Genomic DNA, 15,903 nt, shown 5'->3' with positions numbered 1-15,903 from the left:
TTTCGTTCTCGTTTTTGGCATAACGACGATTATAACGGCATTTCGCTTCCAACCTAAGCCCAACGGCAACACAACACACATTGAATGAAAGGTTTTATCAAACACTGGCCGTTATTCTTCGCTATAATGACCGAAACCCGTGTCGTATCCGGCATTTTTTAGCGTTTAGGGAATTACACACACTCACGAACACCTCAAATAAAACGTCCAATTCAATGCCTGAAAAAAATTGCACCACAAATTAGCCAGAGACTTATGCCGCAAAGCAAAATACTCATCCCGACATTGTTTTCGCTTTTGATTTTGCTGGTGGTACTCATCGGGTTACATGCCTATACCGACAAACGGCAACACGAAATGACCCAGTTGGCCTATCAACAAAAATCCCAGGAGATTCATAATACTGTGAATACGCTCATCCAGAACCAGATGAGCGAGCTCACGTTTATTGCGTTATCGCTGGCGCAGGACGCTCAACTCAAACAGGCGCTCATAACGCACAGCCCGAACAATTTATCCTATCAAGACTATCTGCACACTTTGGCCGAACATTCCGACTTAAAGCCCCTTTGGCTGCACATTGTCGATCGCGACGGCAACAGCTTTTACCGAAGTTGGACGCCCAAGCGGGGCGACAATGTACTCGATGCCAGACGGGATCTGCAAAAAATGCTCCAAGCACCGCAAATTCTCCAAGTCGTCAGCACGGGTCTCTACGACATGACCTTTAAATCCAGTGTGCCCATCTATGACAAACAGCAACAGAACAAGCAACTGGTTGGGGTTTTCGAAGTCATCGGAAAATTTGCGCCCGTGGTCTCGCACCTTAAAAAACGCCATATCGACAGTGTGTTATTAGCCGACCCCGTCTACAAAAACCAGATTCACACCCCTTTTTCAAAGCGCTTTGTTGGATCGGCGTATCTGGTCAACCCAGATGCCCGTAACGACTTAATCGACACCATCACTCGGCATAACCTGCTCGCCTACAGCGAACGACAGCCTTACTTTGTCGATCATCGCCACCAGCAGCTGGTGGTTTTTTACAAACAGCCCAATATCGCGGGTGACCCAATGGGACACTTCTTCTTTTTTTACCCACTGTCGTTGATTGAACAAAATCTCAAAGCCTTCAACCCCTTCTACCTGTATCTGTTCACGCTGCTGGTGTACCTGTTCGCTTTAATCTCCTATTTTTACTGGTCGTATCAAAACCGTGCCCGTCAAATTTTCGACTTCAATACCCACTTAACCGAAACCGTCGCGCTCAAAACCGAAGAACTTTCCGATCAAAAACAATTCCTGCAAAACGTAATGGATGGCGTGACCGATGCCGTGACGGTTTACGAAATACGCGACCATCAGCCCATCAAAGTTCTCATAAACCAAGCGGCAAAACAGCCCCCATTTACCGCGCCAGCCGCTACTCAAAACACCCTGCGCAACGCCGTGAACCGGTTCGAGCTCTATTCCATTGGTCGCTTTCAAAAAGCCTGCCACACCCTCGTCATGGACACTTTCCAGAACAGCCGTGACCACCAAAGCGTTCTGGAGTACGAAGATGACCACCAGCAAACCCACTTCTTTGAAGTGAGCGCCACCCCGCTACTCGACGCTCAAAATAAACCGGCTTATGTGATACAACTCGGGCACGACATTACCCACTATCTCACCATTCAAAATCAAGTCAAACAACAGAAAAACGAACTCGATTTTATCGCCTTTCACGACCCTTTGACCGATCTGCCGAACCGCGCACTCTTTTTAGATCGACTCAATCAAGCCATTTATCAAGCACAACGCAACCAGACGAAATTGGCCGTATTGTTTATCGACTTGGATCGCTTCAAGGAAATCAACGATGCCTTCGGTCACAACAGCGGAGATGAGGTTCTAGTCGTTTGCGCCAAACGTCTACGAAAATGCCTGCGACGTTTTGACAGCCTGGCGCGATTGGGGGGTGATGAATTCAGCGTATTGCTGAACGCACTGAAAAATAACAATGAGATTATCAATACAATCGACAGCATCATTCATCAGCTTTCGGCACCCATTCACCTCGGCGAAGAAGTCTTCCACATCACCGCCAGTATCGGCGTCACCGTCTTTCCGCATGACGGAATGGATGCCGACCAATTATTAAAAAACGCCGATGCCGCCATGTATCAAGCCAAAGAGGACGGTAAGAACACCTATCACTTCTACACCAAAGAAATGACCGATCTCGCCGTAGCACGGCTTTCAATGGAAAATGACCTGCGCGAGGCCATGGCCAAAAACCAATTTGAGCTTTACTATCAACCGCAATACGATGTGGACACGGATACCATCATCGGGTTTGAAGCCCTGGTACGCTGGATTCACCCAGAGCGCGGCCTCATTTCACCGCAGGACTTTATTCCCATCGCCGAAGAAACCGGTTTGATTTTGCAACTGGGGCGGCAGGTTATCGACATGGCCACACAAACCATTGCCGAATGGCGACGCGCTGGATTGACACAGGGACGGCTGGCCATCAATGTTTCAGCCAAACAACTGCATGAAGCGCGATTCACTCAAATACTCAGTGCGCTCCTGGACAAAAACGACTGTTTACCGGAATGGATTGAAATTGAAATAACGGAAAGTTGTGTCATGACAAATATTGAAAGCACCCTCAAGCGTCTGCAACAAATCCGACGGCGCGGCATCACCCTCTCCATTGACGATTTCGGCACCGGCTATTCCTCTTTGGCGTATTTAAAACGCCTTCCGATTACAAAAGTCAAAATCGACCGTTCCTTCATCTGCGACCTACCGGACGACAAGGACGACGCCGAGATCACCAAAGCCATTATTTCCATGAGCCAAAGTCTGAATCTGGCGATTATTGCCGAAGGCATTGAAACCGAAGCCCAGCGGGACTTTGTTCGTGCCGAAGGCTGCCACCTGATTCAAGGGTATCTCTACAGTCACCCTCTAAGCAAAGCCGATGCCACCGCCAAACTGAAAGCCCTGCCAACCGCCTCAAATCCGAGTCGTCCGCGAACGAACATCCAAACGATCCCGCCACTGATCCCCTAACAAATTCACCCCCAACACCACCAGCATTAACGCCAGGCCGGGTGCCCACACCAAATGCGGTGCCACCAGCAAATAGCGCGTCCCTTCGCGAATCATATTCCCCCAAGAGGCCTCAGGTGCCTGAACCCCCAAGCCCAGAAACGACAACCCTGCCTCCGAAATCACCGCACCGGCGATGCCAAACGTGGCCTCCACGCCCAAGGGTGCCAACATCAACGGAATCAAGTGGCGAAACAGAATCCAATGCGTCGGCACCGCCATCGCTTTGGCCGCGAGAATATGCTCGCGTTGGCGTAAACTCAACGTCTGCGCCCGCGCCAAACGGGCATAACCGACCCACCCCACCGTCACCAGCGCAATCACCACATTCTCGATGCCCGGCCCTAACACCGCCGCCAGCGCAATCGCCAGCAGCAGACCGGGAAAAGCCAGAAACACATCAATCACCTTCATAATCAGCCGATCCGTCCAGCCACCGACATAACCGCTGTAAACCCCAATAGTGGTGCCGATCAACGCCGAAAACACCACCACCGACACCGCCACCAGTAACGAGGTTTGCGCCCCCATCAACAGGCGATCCCAAACGGGACGACCCAATTCATCATAGCCCAGCCAGCTCTGAGCATCGCCTAATGCCAGCAAGCGATCCAGTTGCACCTCTATGGCTTGGGTTCCAACAAACGCGGCTCCCACGGCCATCGCTAACCAAGCCAGCACAATCAAATACGGAACCCCATAAAACCAGCGACCCTCGGTCACGTAGGAGACAAGCCTAATCTTCATTTGTTATTGCCCCAACCGAATACGCGGATCCAGCCAAGCGTAAACCACTTCCGTCAAACCATTCACGGTTATGTACGCCACACTGATGATTAAAATACACGCCTGCACCACCGGATAATCGCGCCGCTGAATCGACTCCACCAGCAATTGCCCCAGGCCTGGCCAATCAAACACCACCTCCGTAATCACCGCCCCGCCCAACAAAGTGCCCAATTGCAAGCCCAGAATCGTCACCACCGGCAGCAACGCATTGCGCAAGGCGTGCTTTCCAAACACCGTTCGAGGCGGCAAGCCCTTTGCCTGAGCGGTGCGAATATAATCTTCATGAAACACTTCCAGCAAAGACGCCCGCAGCATACGCGCCAGAATCGCCGCCAAGGCCGTTCCCAAGGTCACCGCTGGCAGCACCCAAGACCAAGGCTGCTCCGCCCCGCTCACCGGAAACCAAGCCAAGCCAATGGCAAACACCAAAATCAGCATCGGCCCCAGCCAGAAATTTGGAATGGAAACCCCCAGCAACGACACCGTCATCGACACGTAATCCGGCCAGTGACCGGCACGCCGCGCCGCCCAGAAACCCAACGGAAACGCCATCAGAATGGCAATCAACATCGCCATAACGGTTAACTGCAAGGTGTATGGAAAGCGTTCGGCAATCAAACCGGAAACCGGTTGCTGATAAAACAGCGACTCACCCAAATTGCCTTGCAGCAACCCCGCCAAATACTGCCAGTATTGCTGCCAAATCGGGAGATCCAGCCCCAACTGACGCCGCAGCGCGGCTTCGTCCGCTGGACTCGCCCAATCCCCCAGCATCACCACCACCGGATCACCGGGCACCAGATGAATCAACAAAAACACCAAGGAACTGACCAGCCAACTGATCAATAACACCGACCCAAATAAGCGAGCAAGAAACCCGATCATTTCAATAGCACCACTTCAGTGCCAACCGAAACCTGGTCGAACAATTTCAGTAGATCCGCATTGCGCATCCGCACACACCCATGCGATTTCGGCCAGCCCATCGGCTCCGTATCCGGGGTACCGTGAATGTAAATATAACGCTGCATGGTATCCACCTCTCCCAAACGATTCACCCCTTTCTCCAAACCGGACAACCATAAAATGCGCGTCAAAATCCAGTCGCGTTGGGGATACTGTCTCGCCAAGGCGTCCGAGTAGATTTCCCCTGTGGGGCGACGGCCGACAAACACCGCATTCAAGGGCTGGCCTTCACCGATTTTGGCACGAATCAGATGACGCCCCAACGGCGTCTGCCCGGAATTTTTCCGAGCACCGACCCCGTTTAACGCGGTACTGACGGCATAAGTCTGCAGAGGCTCAAGGTCTTCTGCCTTGCCCCAAAGCGATAAGGTTTGTTGAGAAATGGAAATTCGAAGAAACACAAGCGGCCATGGTGAAAAGAAAAGCCTATTTTAACCCGTTCGCCGTGATAATGTCAGCAATCGCTCGGTTCAGCACGGGCGAGTGGGTGTTGAAACCCTAATGAAAACCGCCAGGCCTGAAAACGGTGACAGATTGCGACCTTTGCGGTCACACCTCTGCCGAATGGGAAGCGCCCGTTGTCGGCTGAATCTCTGTGGGCTGAATCCTTGTGGGCTGAATAAAAATGGCCGATTGATAAGAATCCCAAACCAAGGCCTCCATATCCAGCGCCGCATTCCAGCCTTTTTGACGCATCCGAAACGCCGACTTCATCAAGCCTTCCAACAAAGCATTCGCCCATTTGGCATTCACGCCCGGCTTGACCACGCCCTGCGCCATCAACGTATCAAAAAACGCGGCAAAGCGTTCTTCAAACACTCGAAAGCGCTCGATTAAGGCTTCTGGGCACCCTTTCTGCTCAAACAGATCAAACAGAAAATTGTAATCCTCTCCCAGACGGTGCGTCTTTTTCAAAACCGATTGCATCTGAGCAATGGGCGGCACCGTTTCTTGCTGAGCTTCGTCCAGCACTTGAACCACGCGATCGACGAAGTCATCGCCAATCGCCTGCAAAATCGCATCCCGTCCGCAAAAATGACGATGCAACGTCATGCGGCTGATACCGGCTTCGCGGGCGATGTACTTCAAAGGCGCACTGTAATCTTCATTCCACACGGAAACCGCAGCACAGATGATTTTTTCACGCGTATTTTTCAAATGACAATACCCTTCTATCTCAATGTAATTTCTCAGAACGGATCCTTGACGGTTTCGCCCCGAACACCCTCTGAGCCACTGCGTGACTCTCAAACCCGCTCAGTACAAATTGGTGACTTAGTTGGCGTCAGTGCCCGTCGCCCTGGTCACATTCAACAGACCGTCAAAACGGCCGTCCGCATAGAGTTGATACCCCAGAATCCCTTTTCGCAATATCGCATACTGATCTTCATACCACAAAGGCACCACCGCCAGGGTTTCCTGCAAATGCACCTGCAACGCACGATAAAGTGCGGCCTGCTTTTGCAGGGATTGCGTCTCACCCGCTTCGCGTATCAAACGATCCGCTTCGGCATCACGATAACGCCCGCGGTTCGCACCTTTTGGCGGAATCGCATCACTGTCGAACACATACTGGAAAATATCCGGGCTTTTCACGCCGACCCAGGCCAGGCTATAAAGCTGAAAGCGCCCTTGCTTAATATCGTTGTAAAACGTCCCCCAATCATAGCTTTGCACCTTCAAATGAATGCCCACTTGGCGCAACTGCGATTGATAAATCGTCGCCAAGCGGATGCGCGTGGGGTCCGAGGAGGTTTTATAGCTGAACTCCAGCATTCCCTCAGAATTCACCAGGCCTGGGTGTTTTTGCTTTACCGCTTCAACCAATGCCCGCGCATGATCAGGACGGTAGTCAAAGCCGTGCAACCCCGACACGCCGCACCAATGTTCCGGCACCAGCAGCCCGCCAGCCAAACGGGCATGACCGTTAAAAACGCTGTCAATAATCGCTTGACGATCAATGCCAAACGCCAAGGCCTGGCGCACGGGCAACTGCGACAATAACGGATCATCGAAATTAAACCCGATGTAACCAAAACTGGTGCCCCATTGCCACATCACCTCTAAGTCGTCACGTTGTTGACAATACTCAACCAATTCCGGCGACAAATCGTTCTGCACAATGTCCAGTTCACCATTACGCAGCTTGAGAACACGCACCGTGGCATCCTTGACGGGCAAAAATACCAGCCTAACCTGATCCGGTCGCCGCAACACCAGTTTCTGTTCGGTCATGGACACAAACCGACAGGGTCCCGACCCCACCGGTTGCGACTGAAAAAGATGCCCAGCTTTAATGAGCGCTTTCGGTAAAATCCCAATGACAAGGCGTCCCGCAAACAAAGCATCCGGCTGTGCAAGCCGAAAGTCCACCACCCTGTTGTCAACCACCTCAATGGTCTGAATATTTTTCAGCGATCCACGGTGCGGGGAGCCGAAATCGGGATTCAGAACCGATTCATAGGTCGCCGCCACATCGTCAGCACTCAGGCGATCACCGTTGTGAAACACGGGGGTTTGCGTCAACGTAAAGCGATAATGTGTCGGCGTGATAAGCTGCCACTCCGCCAAAGCGGGCACGGCTTCAAAGGCTTCGTTAAAATCCACCAGCGGCTGATACAACAAACGATTGATGCGACTGGACAAGGCATCGGTCGCCTTGCGCGGATCCAGCATTCTTGGACGACTGGTCAACCCAAAGCGAATCTCACCACCTTCAGTCAACGACGCATCCGCGCAACCGCCCAACCAGCTTGCCGTTGCCAGCGAAGCGGATGAGGCGGCAGCCATTCGAATCAACTCACGACGACTCGGCATCATGCAAGACAAGCGGTACAAAATGACGTGTTTTCATAAAACCGGGATAAGCGTGATGGCTGGCCAGTCCAACTCACGGATCCATCGGATCCAGTTTCGGCATTGGCTCCTGACTTGGATTGGTGAGAATCTCATCGTAACCCTGCAATTTTTCAGGGGTCAGACTGCCGGCCACCGCCTCCAGTTTCAAACGACTGAGGACCACATTATGCAGCGACTCCGCCAAGTTTCGTCTGGCTTGGAACATATTGGTACGCGCCGTCAAGACTTCCAGCAAGCTTTTCAAACCAACTTTATAGCCTTCCTCGGCGGCTTCCAGAAACGCATCATTGGACTGCACCGCCGCTCGGTTGGCCGTCACCAATTCCAAACCACGCTGAACATTGCGCACCTGCACTCGCGCATCCAGTCGAGCGGTTTCGCGTGCATTTCGCAAGCCTTCAGTTGCCGCCTTGTAATTGGCACGCGCCTGAGACACTAAAGACGTGGTACTGCCGCCGGAATAGAGCGGCAGGCTCGCATACACCCCTACGGTTAAATCATTACGATCCTGATATTGCGAACTGTAACCGGAAGGCGTGTCCATGTAATTATAATTGCGATAGCCCGCCTGCAGATTGAACTGTGGCCAATAACCGGACTTCTGCACTTCAATTTCCTCCGACGCCACTTTGGTGCTTTCTTGCTGCTGCAACACTTCGAGGTTATCGCCTTCGGCACGGGTTTCCCAATCTGTCATATCGAGTTTGATGTCCGGCAACTGAGTATTCAGCGCAATCACTTTCAGCTCATTGACCGGTTTGCCCGTCAATTTCATCAGCTCGTCATAGGATTTATCCACTTCATTCTGTGCACTGATGCGATTGGAAGTCGATAAATCGTAACTGGATTTGGCCTGCAACACGTCCGTGCGGCTCGACAAGCCAACTTCAGCGGAGGCCTTCGCTCTTTCCCACTGAGTCTTATCCGCTTCTTCATTGGCAACCGCTAGGGTCAAATCCTGCTCGGCCAACACCACTTTAAAATAGGCGTCCGCCACACGCACAATCAAGTCCTGTTCAGCAAACTTGATCTGATATTCGGCTTGTTTCAATTCATAGTTGGCTTGCGTGTAGTTCGACCAATTGGCATGGTTGTAGAGCGATTGATCCAAACTGACGCCCAGCTCACCAGTGGTCACATCGTTCGCCTTTTGGTCGCTGTCACGTTTCGTCAAACCCCCATCCACAGAAATCTGCGGCAATAAAGGCGACTTGGCAATGTCCACCACCTGCTGATTCGCTTCATAAACAGCGCGTGCTTCCGCCAGTCGGGCATCATGCAACACCGCCATCTGATAAATATCCACCAGCCCCGGTGCTGACCAGGCCTGGCCGGAAACCACCAGCATTGCGGCGGCCAAAGGCTTTAAAAATCGGGCTTGAGGCCGTGTAGGCGCATTCAACGCATTCGATCTAACTGATTTTTTCATGATCACTCCAGTTGCAATAAGGTCGTTGGCTTAAACTAATGTTGTAATATCGCGGAATATCCGTGACTTCCTGTCCAATCCAATCCGGCAGGCGCACCACTTCCTGTTCGGACGACAGCTCCACTTCCGCCACAATCAAACCGTCATTATCGCCTAAAAAGCGATCGACTTCCCAAATATGTGACTCGTATGTAACATAATAACGCACTTTTTCAATCACCGGCCCCACACACAAGGTATCCAGCATCCGCCTCGCATCGTCCGCGTCAATTGAATATTCGTACTCATCGCGACTCAAGCCGATTTCCAAGCTCTTGATATTAATATTGGCCGCCTCCCCTTCCAAACGAATGCGAATTGAGCTTTTGCTGCCGCCTTGGTGAATATCGTTCAAATACCCCTGTGCAAAATGCACCTGCTTATCCGCCAGGGTCTCCCAATCGCTTCCCGTTACCAAAAATTTACGTTCAATTTCTCTGGCCATAAGCCTTCCGTACGCCTTTTATTTTGTATTTTGTCTGCTGGAGGTCCTGCTGAATCACCGCTCAGGGCGCGGCAAAGACATTGGTAGACAGATACCGATCACCCCGGTCACACACAATGGTGACAATGGTGGCGTTTTCGGTTTCACGCGCCACCTGCAAGGCGGCCGCCATGGCACCACCGGAGGAAACACCGGCAAAAATCCCTTCCTTGACGGCCATCTCTCGCATGGTGTTTTCCGCCAGCGATTGCGACACATCTATCACGCGATCCACGCGGCGGTCATCGTAAATGGCGGGTAAATAGGCTTTCGACCAGCGGCGAATACCGGGAATCGACGACCCTTCGGTGGGCTGCACCCCAACAATCTGCACCGCATCGGACTGTTCCTTCAAATACATGGAGGTGCCCATAATGGTGCCAGTGGTGCCCATCGCACTGACGAAATGCGTGACTTCGCCTTGCGTGCCGTGCCAGATTTCCGGCCCGGTGGCATGGTAATGCGCCATCGGATTATCGGGATTCGCAAACTGATCCAACACAACCCCCTCCCCCGCCACCTGCATCGTTTGCGCCAAATCCCGCGCGCCTTCCATGCCGGTTGCTTGCGACACCAAAATCAACTCGGCACCATAAGCGGCCATGGACGCACGGCGTTCCATCGACATATTGTCCGGCATAATCAATTTCAGGCGATAGCCCATCAGCGCCGAGGCCATGGCCAAGGCAATGCCGGTATTACCGCTGGTGGCTTCAATCAAGGTGTCCCCCGGTTGAATCTCGCCGCGCTTTTGCGCCTGACGAATCATATTGACGGCCGGACGATCTTTTACCGACCCCGCCGGATTATTGCCTTCCAGTTTCGCCAGCACCACACTGTTCGTATCCGGATGCACCAACCGCTGCACCCTTACCAACGGCGTATTGCCCACTGTATCCATTAAGGTCTGGTACATTTTTTCTTCCCTTGAATTCAAGTCTTCAAGCCACGTCATAATAAAGGCCAAACGCAATCAAAACCGGCAACAGCAGGGTTGCAGCCACATTCATTGCCAGCAAAGGGGTTAATTGTATTAAATCTCGGGTACGATTGCGCAGTTTATAACCCATAGCCCACACCCATGGCAGAGTCACAAACCCCGACGCCGACGCCAGCGGCAGCCATTGCAAAAGAATCAGCCAGGCCAGCACCCCATACGCCAGCCCCCAAAACAACAGAAACACCCCAAAACTGCGCGCATGCCCCCATTGCATAATGATATTAAAACGCCCCAAACGCTGGTCGGCCGCTTCATCTGGAAACTGGTTCAACAGCAATAAATTGTTCACCAATAAAAACGGAATCCAAGACACCCAAAAGGCCAACCAACTGAATTCACCGGTCAACACCAAGGTGCCGCCCACGATCATAAAAGGACCAAACGCCAGGCCTGGTGACACCAAGCACAGCCAAGGATGACGAGTGATAAAAGACGTATAGCTGACAATCACCACCACACCGAGCAGCCCAATGAGCAAAACCCACTCACCGCGCAACTGGACGAAAAACGCTCCGAGGGTAATCAAAAACCCCAAACAAAAATAACCGGCCGCCGCCACCGCTTGCGCCGCGCGGGGTTCCACCTGCAAGGCACCGCTGCCACCACTGAACGGAGTTCGCTGGGTGATGGCGTCCAAACCGGATTCGAAATCTTCGTATTCATTCAGCAGATTGACCGCCAGATGCGCCGCCAATGCGGCCAGACAAATCAGAACAAACAGAGGCGTGGACCAGCGATAACCTTCATAGCTGGCCAATGCCGCCACCAACACCATCATCGCCACGGTTAACAACAAAAACGGAGGTCGCATGGCCTGAAGAACGGTCTTCGCCGTTTGCCTAAACGTTGGATTAGAGGCTGTCACCGACATGCGTGCCTCACGAAAGATAACGCGCCAAGCGCGTTTCCCAGCCGGGGAGCCAACGCTGCTCATTGCGATCACGTGGCGACAGTTTCACCCGCAACCGCAACCGCGATGTCGCGGACTCAACAAACGCCCGCAAAGCCGCGGAAAACGCCTCCGATGAGACCGGTTTGGCATCAGACGCCCCGGACAACTCAGAGGGCGTGGATGGCATCGCCAGCAAAACATCCAGCAACCCCCAGCCCTCACCCAAATAACGCTCCTGGGCATTCAACCCGACGCCCTTAAAATTGGCGTAATCAATCAGCGCAAATACGCCGCGCGGCTCACTTGACAAGACGGCAATTCGCTGTGACACCTGGCGTTGATGTGCAGCCGTCATTTGCAGCCAGGCGGCGTCCAACTGCGACAGCAGCCGCCGATAAATAAACTGAGCCTGCAAGCCCTTTGTCTCAGCCAGCCATTGGCGCAATTCGCTTAATGACGGTTCCGACCAGGCCTGGTAAAAAGCGTGGCGATCCGGCCAGGGCGGTTGAAAAGGATTCAGGGTTCGCAGCCAGTCAGGTGCCGGCTGACGTGCCGACACATAAGCCACCATCTGCGGAAAGGTCTGCTGAAACGGAACCGTGACGCCCTTAGGAATCCAGATAAAATGCCCAATACCGAACGAAGGGAAAGGCTCATTATCACTCCAAAAAGTCAGATAAGCCTCTTTGCCGCCGGTTTCATTCTGCTCGATACGAGCCGCGACCCAATTAAAATCGACGGTCGTTGCCTGGGAGGCAAGAAGCGCCGACGGCGCAGGAGCCGCCACGGCGAGGCTGTGACACACAGACCCGCCCAAGCTCACCAAAACCAGCCAGCACCCAGCAATGATTCCAGCGCCCAACCGCTTCAACGTATCAGGCTTCCTGCGCCAAGGTGGCCAGATAGCTGCTTTCCACATTGCGCAACATCGTTTGATACATCACCGGCATTTCCGGCACCACCGACGCCTTCACGCATTCTTGAGCCAGAAGCGATTTTGACCAGGCCTGCATTTTCGGCAACCCAGCCAGAAAATCCACTGAACAGACATTCTGCATTAACGCCAAACGCATAAAAGACGGGGCATAAGCGGCATCAATCAACGAAAATTCGTCGCCATTAAAATAGGTGCCACCACTGTGAACCGCCTCCACTCGCACCAACTTATCGTGCATCGCCTGACGCAAGGATTCAAACTGCGCCGCTTCGGTGGCGTGCGCCAGCTTAAACAGCAACTCACTCAAATCCCCACCAAAAATCATCCAAGCGCGGTTCATCGCCTTTTTCAGCGGATCCGCCGGGTGCAGCGATGGCGGCGTGATTTCATCAACAAATTCTTGAATCACCATGGATTCAAACAATACCGACTTGCCCACCTTTAAAACCGGCACTTTTCCAAGCGGAGAGACTTCGGCAAACCACTCGGGCGGGTTATTCAAATCAATAAAGGTCAAATCAAAGTCCACTTGCTTGAGCTTGAGCACAATCACGGCTCTCTGCACAAACGGGCAGAGCTTAAAGCTGATTAACTCAAGCTTTTCATCCAAAAGCGGGCTGTGAGGTTGCTGGCCGGTCATTTTCTCTCTCCTAACTGATTCAAGTAGTCACATCATACAAACTCAGGTGACCAGGTCAAGAAGGAAGCGTGAAACAAGGCGCGAAAAAAAAGCGCCGATGCGGAGCATCAGCGCTCATCCTAGTTGGAGGAGGATAAATCAAGCATTCAGTACAAGCATTAGGTAACATGACATTTTCTTGCCATTCAAACGCATCACAATTGACGAAAAATCGCAGCTGAAATTACGACAATTTCTGCCATTTTAACCAGCCCATTCGCAAAACACCATAGCTTATTATTATCGGCTAATATCAGAATTTTTTAATGGCATATCAAAAAGTTATACGCTCGACACCCATTACCCATTGAGCGCTGCAGCGTGCTGGGTTAAATTTTATCCGTCAGCACCAGATGTTCGAACTTTTTCAATAAAGTGTCCGAATCCTCCACCCGCTCCGGATCGGTGATAATGCAATCCACCGGGCAGACGCTGACGCAAGTCGGGGTATCGTAATAGCCGACACATTCCGTGCATAAATCCGGGTTGATTTCGTAGATTTTCTCGCCGTAATAAATCGCTTGGTTCGGGCATTCCGGTTCGCACATATCGCAATTGGTGCACCCTTGCAGTATTTTCAAAGCCATAAGCGTCGTTCCTTCAACTTACCCAAGCGATTTCAAACCGACGTGTCGGCCGCTTCATTAACCGCCTCTTTGCTCGCCACTTTGCCCAACTTGGCTTCACGAGCCGCCGCATCCCGCTTCAAGTCGCCACCCCAGGCTTCATTACGCATCACCAAACCGAAACGCAAAGTGTCCAAGTCCAAGCCTTTAAATGGATTCGGAATGCGTACACGCCAACCGGACCCCAAGGCACATTCCACCGGTTTATCGTGATGATCCTGCATGTCCGCCAGCTTCAAGGTCACATTGCCGGCCGGCGTCATAATCTCCAGCGAATCCCCCAGGCAGAATTTGTTTTTCACGTCGATTTCCAGCAGGCTTTGACCGTCACGCTCAATCACATCGACCACCTCACCGACAAAACGCTGACGGTCGGATTTGGAGACGCCGTATTCGTAGTTTTGGTATTCGGAATGCACATGACGACGCAAAAAGCCTTCGGTGTACCCGCGGCTCGCCAGGCTTTCCAAATCGCTCAGCAAATTTCGATCAAACGGTTTACCGGCGGTCGCATCCTCAATGGCTTTGCGGTACACCTGCGCGGTACGCGCCACATAGTAATGCGACTTGGTGCGCCCTTCGATTTTTAAGGAATCCACGCCCATCTCGACCAATTCCGGAATCAGTTCGACGGCACGTAAGTCCTTGGAGTTCATAATATAGGTACCATGCTCGTCTTCATACGCCGGCATATACTCACCCGGGCGCCCTTCTTCTTCCAACAACATCATTTTGTCGGTTGGCTTACCCGCACCAATGGTAACATCCGGTCTCTCAGGCGCCGTGCTGGTCAGGTCGGTAATGTTCGCCACCTGCTCAACAGGAACCCCCACCACGTCGCCCGTTTCGTCTTCCTGGCCTTCGTAAGTGTTGTAGTTCCAACGGCAAGCATTGGTGCAGGTGCCTTGATTGGCATCCCGCTTATTGATGTAACCGGACAGCAAACAACGCCCGGAATAAGCGATGCACAAAGCACCATGCACGAACACTTCCAGCTCCATGCCCGGCACCGCTTCGCCGATTTCACGGATTTCCTGAATCGACAATTCGCGCGACAACACCACCCGGCTGATGCCCTGATCGTGCCAGAATTTCACCGTCGCCCAGTTCACCGCATTGGACTGCACCGACAAATGGATTTCCTGTTGCGGATACTCCGCCCGCACCATCGCAATCAAGCCCGGGTCGGACATAATCAACGCATCTGGCTTCATGGCGATAATCGGCGCAATGTCGCGCATATAGGTCTTGATTTTGGCGTTATGCGCCGCGATATTACTGACCACATAGAATTTTTTGCCCAATGCGTGTGCTCGCTTGATCCCTTTATCCAAGGTCTCTTCGTCAAATTCGTTATTGCGCACCCGCAGGCTGTAACGCGGCTGACCGGCATACACCGCATCCGCGCCATACGCAAAAGCGTACTCCATGTTTTTAAAAGTCCCGGCGGGCGAGAGTAATTCCGGTTTAAAGTTGTCTGCTTTCAAGGCAAATCCTTTATCGTTTAATTCCGAGTTGCGAACCGGGTATCTTACCTTATTTCGGCCAGGCTTGTTCAAGTGTTTGCTGCCATAAAACCCGTTTGTTTTCAAAGGATAATTGCGCATTGGCCGGACTGGTAGAGGGCAGTGAATAAAGCACCAAATCATTCGGTAAAATTTGCGTTGTCATCACCTGTTGCTCAAACAACTTCTGGGCGGCTTTGCCGTTAAACAACACCGATTTCAAAGCGGGAAACCGTTTGAAAAGCGACTCAAAATCATTGGCTTCGGGCTGTTTAATGGCGGAATCCAAGCTACCGGCGCGTTCGCAAAACGCCAAGACATCCCACAGCAAAATTGCGTGCTGTCGGCACAAGGCGATTTTCTGCTCGGTGGTTTCAATTGGCTGCTGAAAAGCCTCCGCGAGAATTGGCCAAAAGGCATTGCGCGGATGCGCGTAATAAAACGCTTTTTCCAACGACGCCACACTGGGCATGGTGCCGAGAATCACCACTTTTGGGTTTTCAGGCAAAATCGGAGCAAATCCGATACAACTGGACATCAATTCGAATCCCTTATTCAACCGGAATCAAACTATTAAAAAACCGCCAGGCCTGGTG

The 15,903-nt window shown here is 52.3% G+C and carries 15 protein-coding genes; 1 reads left to right on the top strand and 14 read right to left on the bottom strand.

Annotated elements, in window-relative coordinates; all coding sequences use genetic code 11:
* Positions 1–255 precede the first annotated feature (255 nt).
* On the top strand, positions 256–3,063 hold the full coding sequence (locus tag ACP5D0_RS00075) for an EAL domain-containing protein (RefSeq protein ID WP_472363503.1): 2,808 nt from the start codon (positions 256–258) through the stop codon (positions 3,061–3,063).
* Here ACP5D0_RS00075 and ACP5D0_RS00070 read toward each other — a convergent pair.
* From ACP5D0_RS00070 to ACP5D0_RS00005, 14 genes are all read right to left on the bottom strand, one after another.
* The gene (locus tag ACP5D0_RS00070) at positions 3,007–3,849 is read right to left on the bottom strand and encodes an ABC transporter permease (RefSeq protein WP_472363502.1); all 843 of its coding nucleotides are present in this window, start codon (positions 3,847–3,849) and stop codon (positions 3,007–3,009) included. The two genes, ACP5D0_RS00075 and ACP5D0_RS00070, sit on opposite strands and share 57 nt — an antisense overlap.
* Before the next feature lie 3 nt (positions 3,850–3,852).
* Entirely contained in the window at positions 3,853–4,776 is a 924-nt protein-coding gene (nikB, locus tag ACP5D0_RS00065) for a nickel ABC transporter permease (RefSeq protein ID WP_472363501.1), read from the bottom strand.
* Complete coding sequence (locus ACP5D0_RS00060; RefSeq protein ID WP_472363500.1) at positions 4,773–5,258, bottom strand: L,D-transpeptidase family protein; 486 nt, start codon at positions 5,256–5,258, stop codon at positions 4,773–4,775. The genes nikB and ACP5D0_RS00060 overlap by 4 nt, the downstream gene beginning before the upstream one ends.
* Positions 5,259–5,406: 148 nt before the next feature.
* Positions 5,407–6,015 carry a TetR/AcrR family transcriptional regulator gene (locus ACP5D0_RS00055; protein ID WP_472363499.1) on the bottom strand — a complete coding sequence of 203 codons (609 nt, stop codon included), beginning with the start codon at positions 6,013–6,015 and terminating at the stop codon, positions 5,407–5,409.
* A gap of 117 nt (positions 6,016–6,132) precedes the next feature.
* Positions 6,133–7,677, bottom strand: coding sequence for an ABC transporter substrate-binding protein (locus ACP5D0_RS00050; RefSeq protein WP_472363498.1), 1,545 nt, complete (start codon positions 7,675–7,677; stop codon positions 6,133–6,135).
* Between the two features lie 70 nt (positions 7,678–7,747).
* Positions 7,748–9,145 (bottom strand): TolC family outer membrane protein, encoded by a 1,398-nt coding sequence (locus ACP5D0_RS00045; protein WP_472363497.1) that lies wholly within the window; start codon positions 9,143–9,145, stop codon positions 7,748–7,750.
* Positions 9,129–9,629, bottom strand: coding sequence for a CYTH domain-containing protein (locus tag ACP5D0_RS00040; RefSeq protein WP_472363496.1), 501 nt, complete (start codon positions 9,627–9,629; stop codon positions 9,129–9,131). The genes ACP5D0_RS00045 and ACP5D0_RS00040 overlap by 17 nt, the downstream gene beginning before the upstream one ends.
* A 61-nt stretch (positions 9,630–9,690) precedes the next feature.
* Positions 9,691–10,584 carry a cysteine synthase CysM gene (gene cysM / locus ACP5D0_RS00035; RefSeq protein ID WP_472363495.1) on the bottom strand — a complete coding sequence of 298 codons (894 nt, stop codon included), beginning with the start codon at positions 10,582–10,584 and terminating at the stop codon, positions 9,691–9,693.
* A gap of 25 nt (positions 10,585–10,609) precedes the next feature.
* Entirely contained in the window at positions 10,610–11,479 is an 870-nt protein-coding gene (locus ACP5D0_RS00030) for a prenyltransferase (RefSeq protein WP_472363494.1), read from the bottom strand.
* Between the two features lie 67 nt (positions 11,480–11,546).
* Entirely contained in the window at positions 11,547–12,365 is an 819-nt protein-coding gene (locus tag ACP5D0_RS00025) for a hypothetical protein (protein WP_472363493.1), read from the bottom strand.
* Between the two features lie 70 nt (positions 12,366–12,435).
* A complete protein-coding gene (locus ACP5D0_RS00020; protein WP_472363492.1) occupies positions 12,436–13,137 on the bottom strand; it encodes a glutathione S-transferase family protein in 702 nt (233 codons plus the stop codon).
* 368 nt (positions 13,138–13,505) lie between these two features.
* Positions 13,506–13,763, bottom strand: a complete 258-nt coding sequence (locus ACP5D0_RS00015; protein ID WP_472363491.1) for a YfhL family 4Fe-4S dicluster ferredoxin — start codon at positions 13,761–13,763, stop codon at positions 13,506–13,508.
* A 32-nt stretch (positions 13,764–13,795) separates the two neighbouring features.
* The gene (gene trhP, locus ACP5D0_RS00010) at positions 13,796–15,289 is read right to left on the bottom strand and encodes a prephenate-dependent tRNA uridine(34) hydroxylase TrhP (protein WP_472363490.1); all 1,494 of its coding nucleotides are present in this window, start codon (positions 15,287–15,289) and stop codon (positions 13,796–13,798) included.
* Between the two features lie 49 nt (positions 15,290–15,338).
* Complete coding sequence (locus tag ACP5D0_RS00005) at positions 15,339–15,845, bottom strand: DNA-deoxyinosine glycosylase (RefSeq protein WP_472363489.1); 507 nt, start codon at positions 15,843–15,845, stop codon at positions 15,339–15,341.
* Positions 15,846–15,903 lie beyond the last annotated feature (58 nt).

The organism is Hydrogenovibrio sp. (genome assembly GCF_049975065.1).
In the GTDB taxonomy this organism is placed as follows: domain Bacteria; phylum Pseudomonadota; class Gammaproteobacteria; order Thiomicrospirales; family Thiomicrospiraceae; genus Hydrogenovibrio.
Note: the sequence above shows the minus strand (reverse complement) of the source record. Positions and strands in the feature narration are given on the sequence as shown.

Excerpts from the sequence above, each read along its gene's own strand:
- ACP5D0_RS00075 (WP_472363503.1), top strand. The coding sequence starts at position 256 with ATGCCGCAAAGCAAAATACTCATCCCGACATTGTTTTCGCTTTTGATT.
- ACP5D0_RS00070 (WP_472363502.1), bottom strand. The coding sequence starts at position 3,849 with ATGAAGATTAGGCTTGTCTCCTACGTGACCGAGGGTCGCTGGTTTTAT.
- nikB (WP_472363501.1), bottom strand. The coding sequence starts at position 4,776 with ATGATCGGGTTTCTTGCTCGCTTATTTGGGTCGGTGTTATTGATCAGT.
- ACP5D0_RS00050 (WP_472363498.1), bottom strand. The coding sequence starts at position 7,677 with ATGATGCCGAGTCGTCGTGAGTTGATTCGAATGGCTGCCGCCTCATCC.
- ACP5D0_RS00045 (WP_472363497.1), bottom strand. The coding sequence starts at position 9,145 with ATGAAAAAATCAGTTAGATCGAATGCGTTGAATGCGCCTACACGGCCT.
- ACP5D0_RS00040 (WP_472363496.1), bottom strand. The coding sequence starts at position 9,629 with ATGGCCAGAGAAATTGAACGTAAATTTTTGGTAACGGGAAGCGATTGG.
- cysM (WP_472363495.1), bottom strand. The coding sequence starts at position 10,584 with ATGTACCAGACCTTAATGGATACAGTGGGCAATACGCCGTTGGTAAGG.
- ACP5D0_RS00030 (WP_472363494.1), bottom strand. The coding sequence starts at position 11,479 with ATGCGACCTCCGTTTTTGTTGTTAACCGTGGCGATGATGGTGTTGGTG.
- ACP5D0_RS00020 (WP_472363492.1), bottom strand. The coding sequence starts at position 13,137 with ATGACCGGCCAGCAACCTCACAGCCCGCTTTTGGATGAAAAGCTTGAG.
- ACP5D0_RS00015 (WP_472363491.1), bottom strand. The coding sequence starts at position 13,763 with ATGGCTTTGAAAATACTGCAAGGGTGCACCAATTGCGATATGTGCGAA.
- ACP5D0_RS00005 (WP_472363489.1), bottom strand. The coding sequence starts at position 15,845 with ATGTCCAGTTGTATCGGATTTGCTCCGATTTTGCCTGAAAACCCAAAA.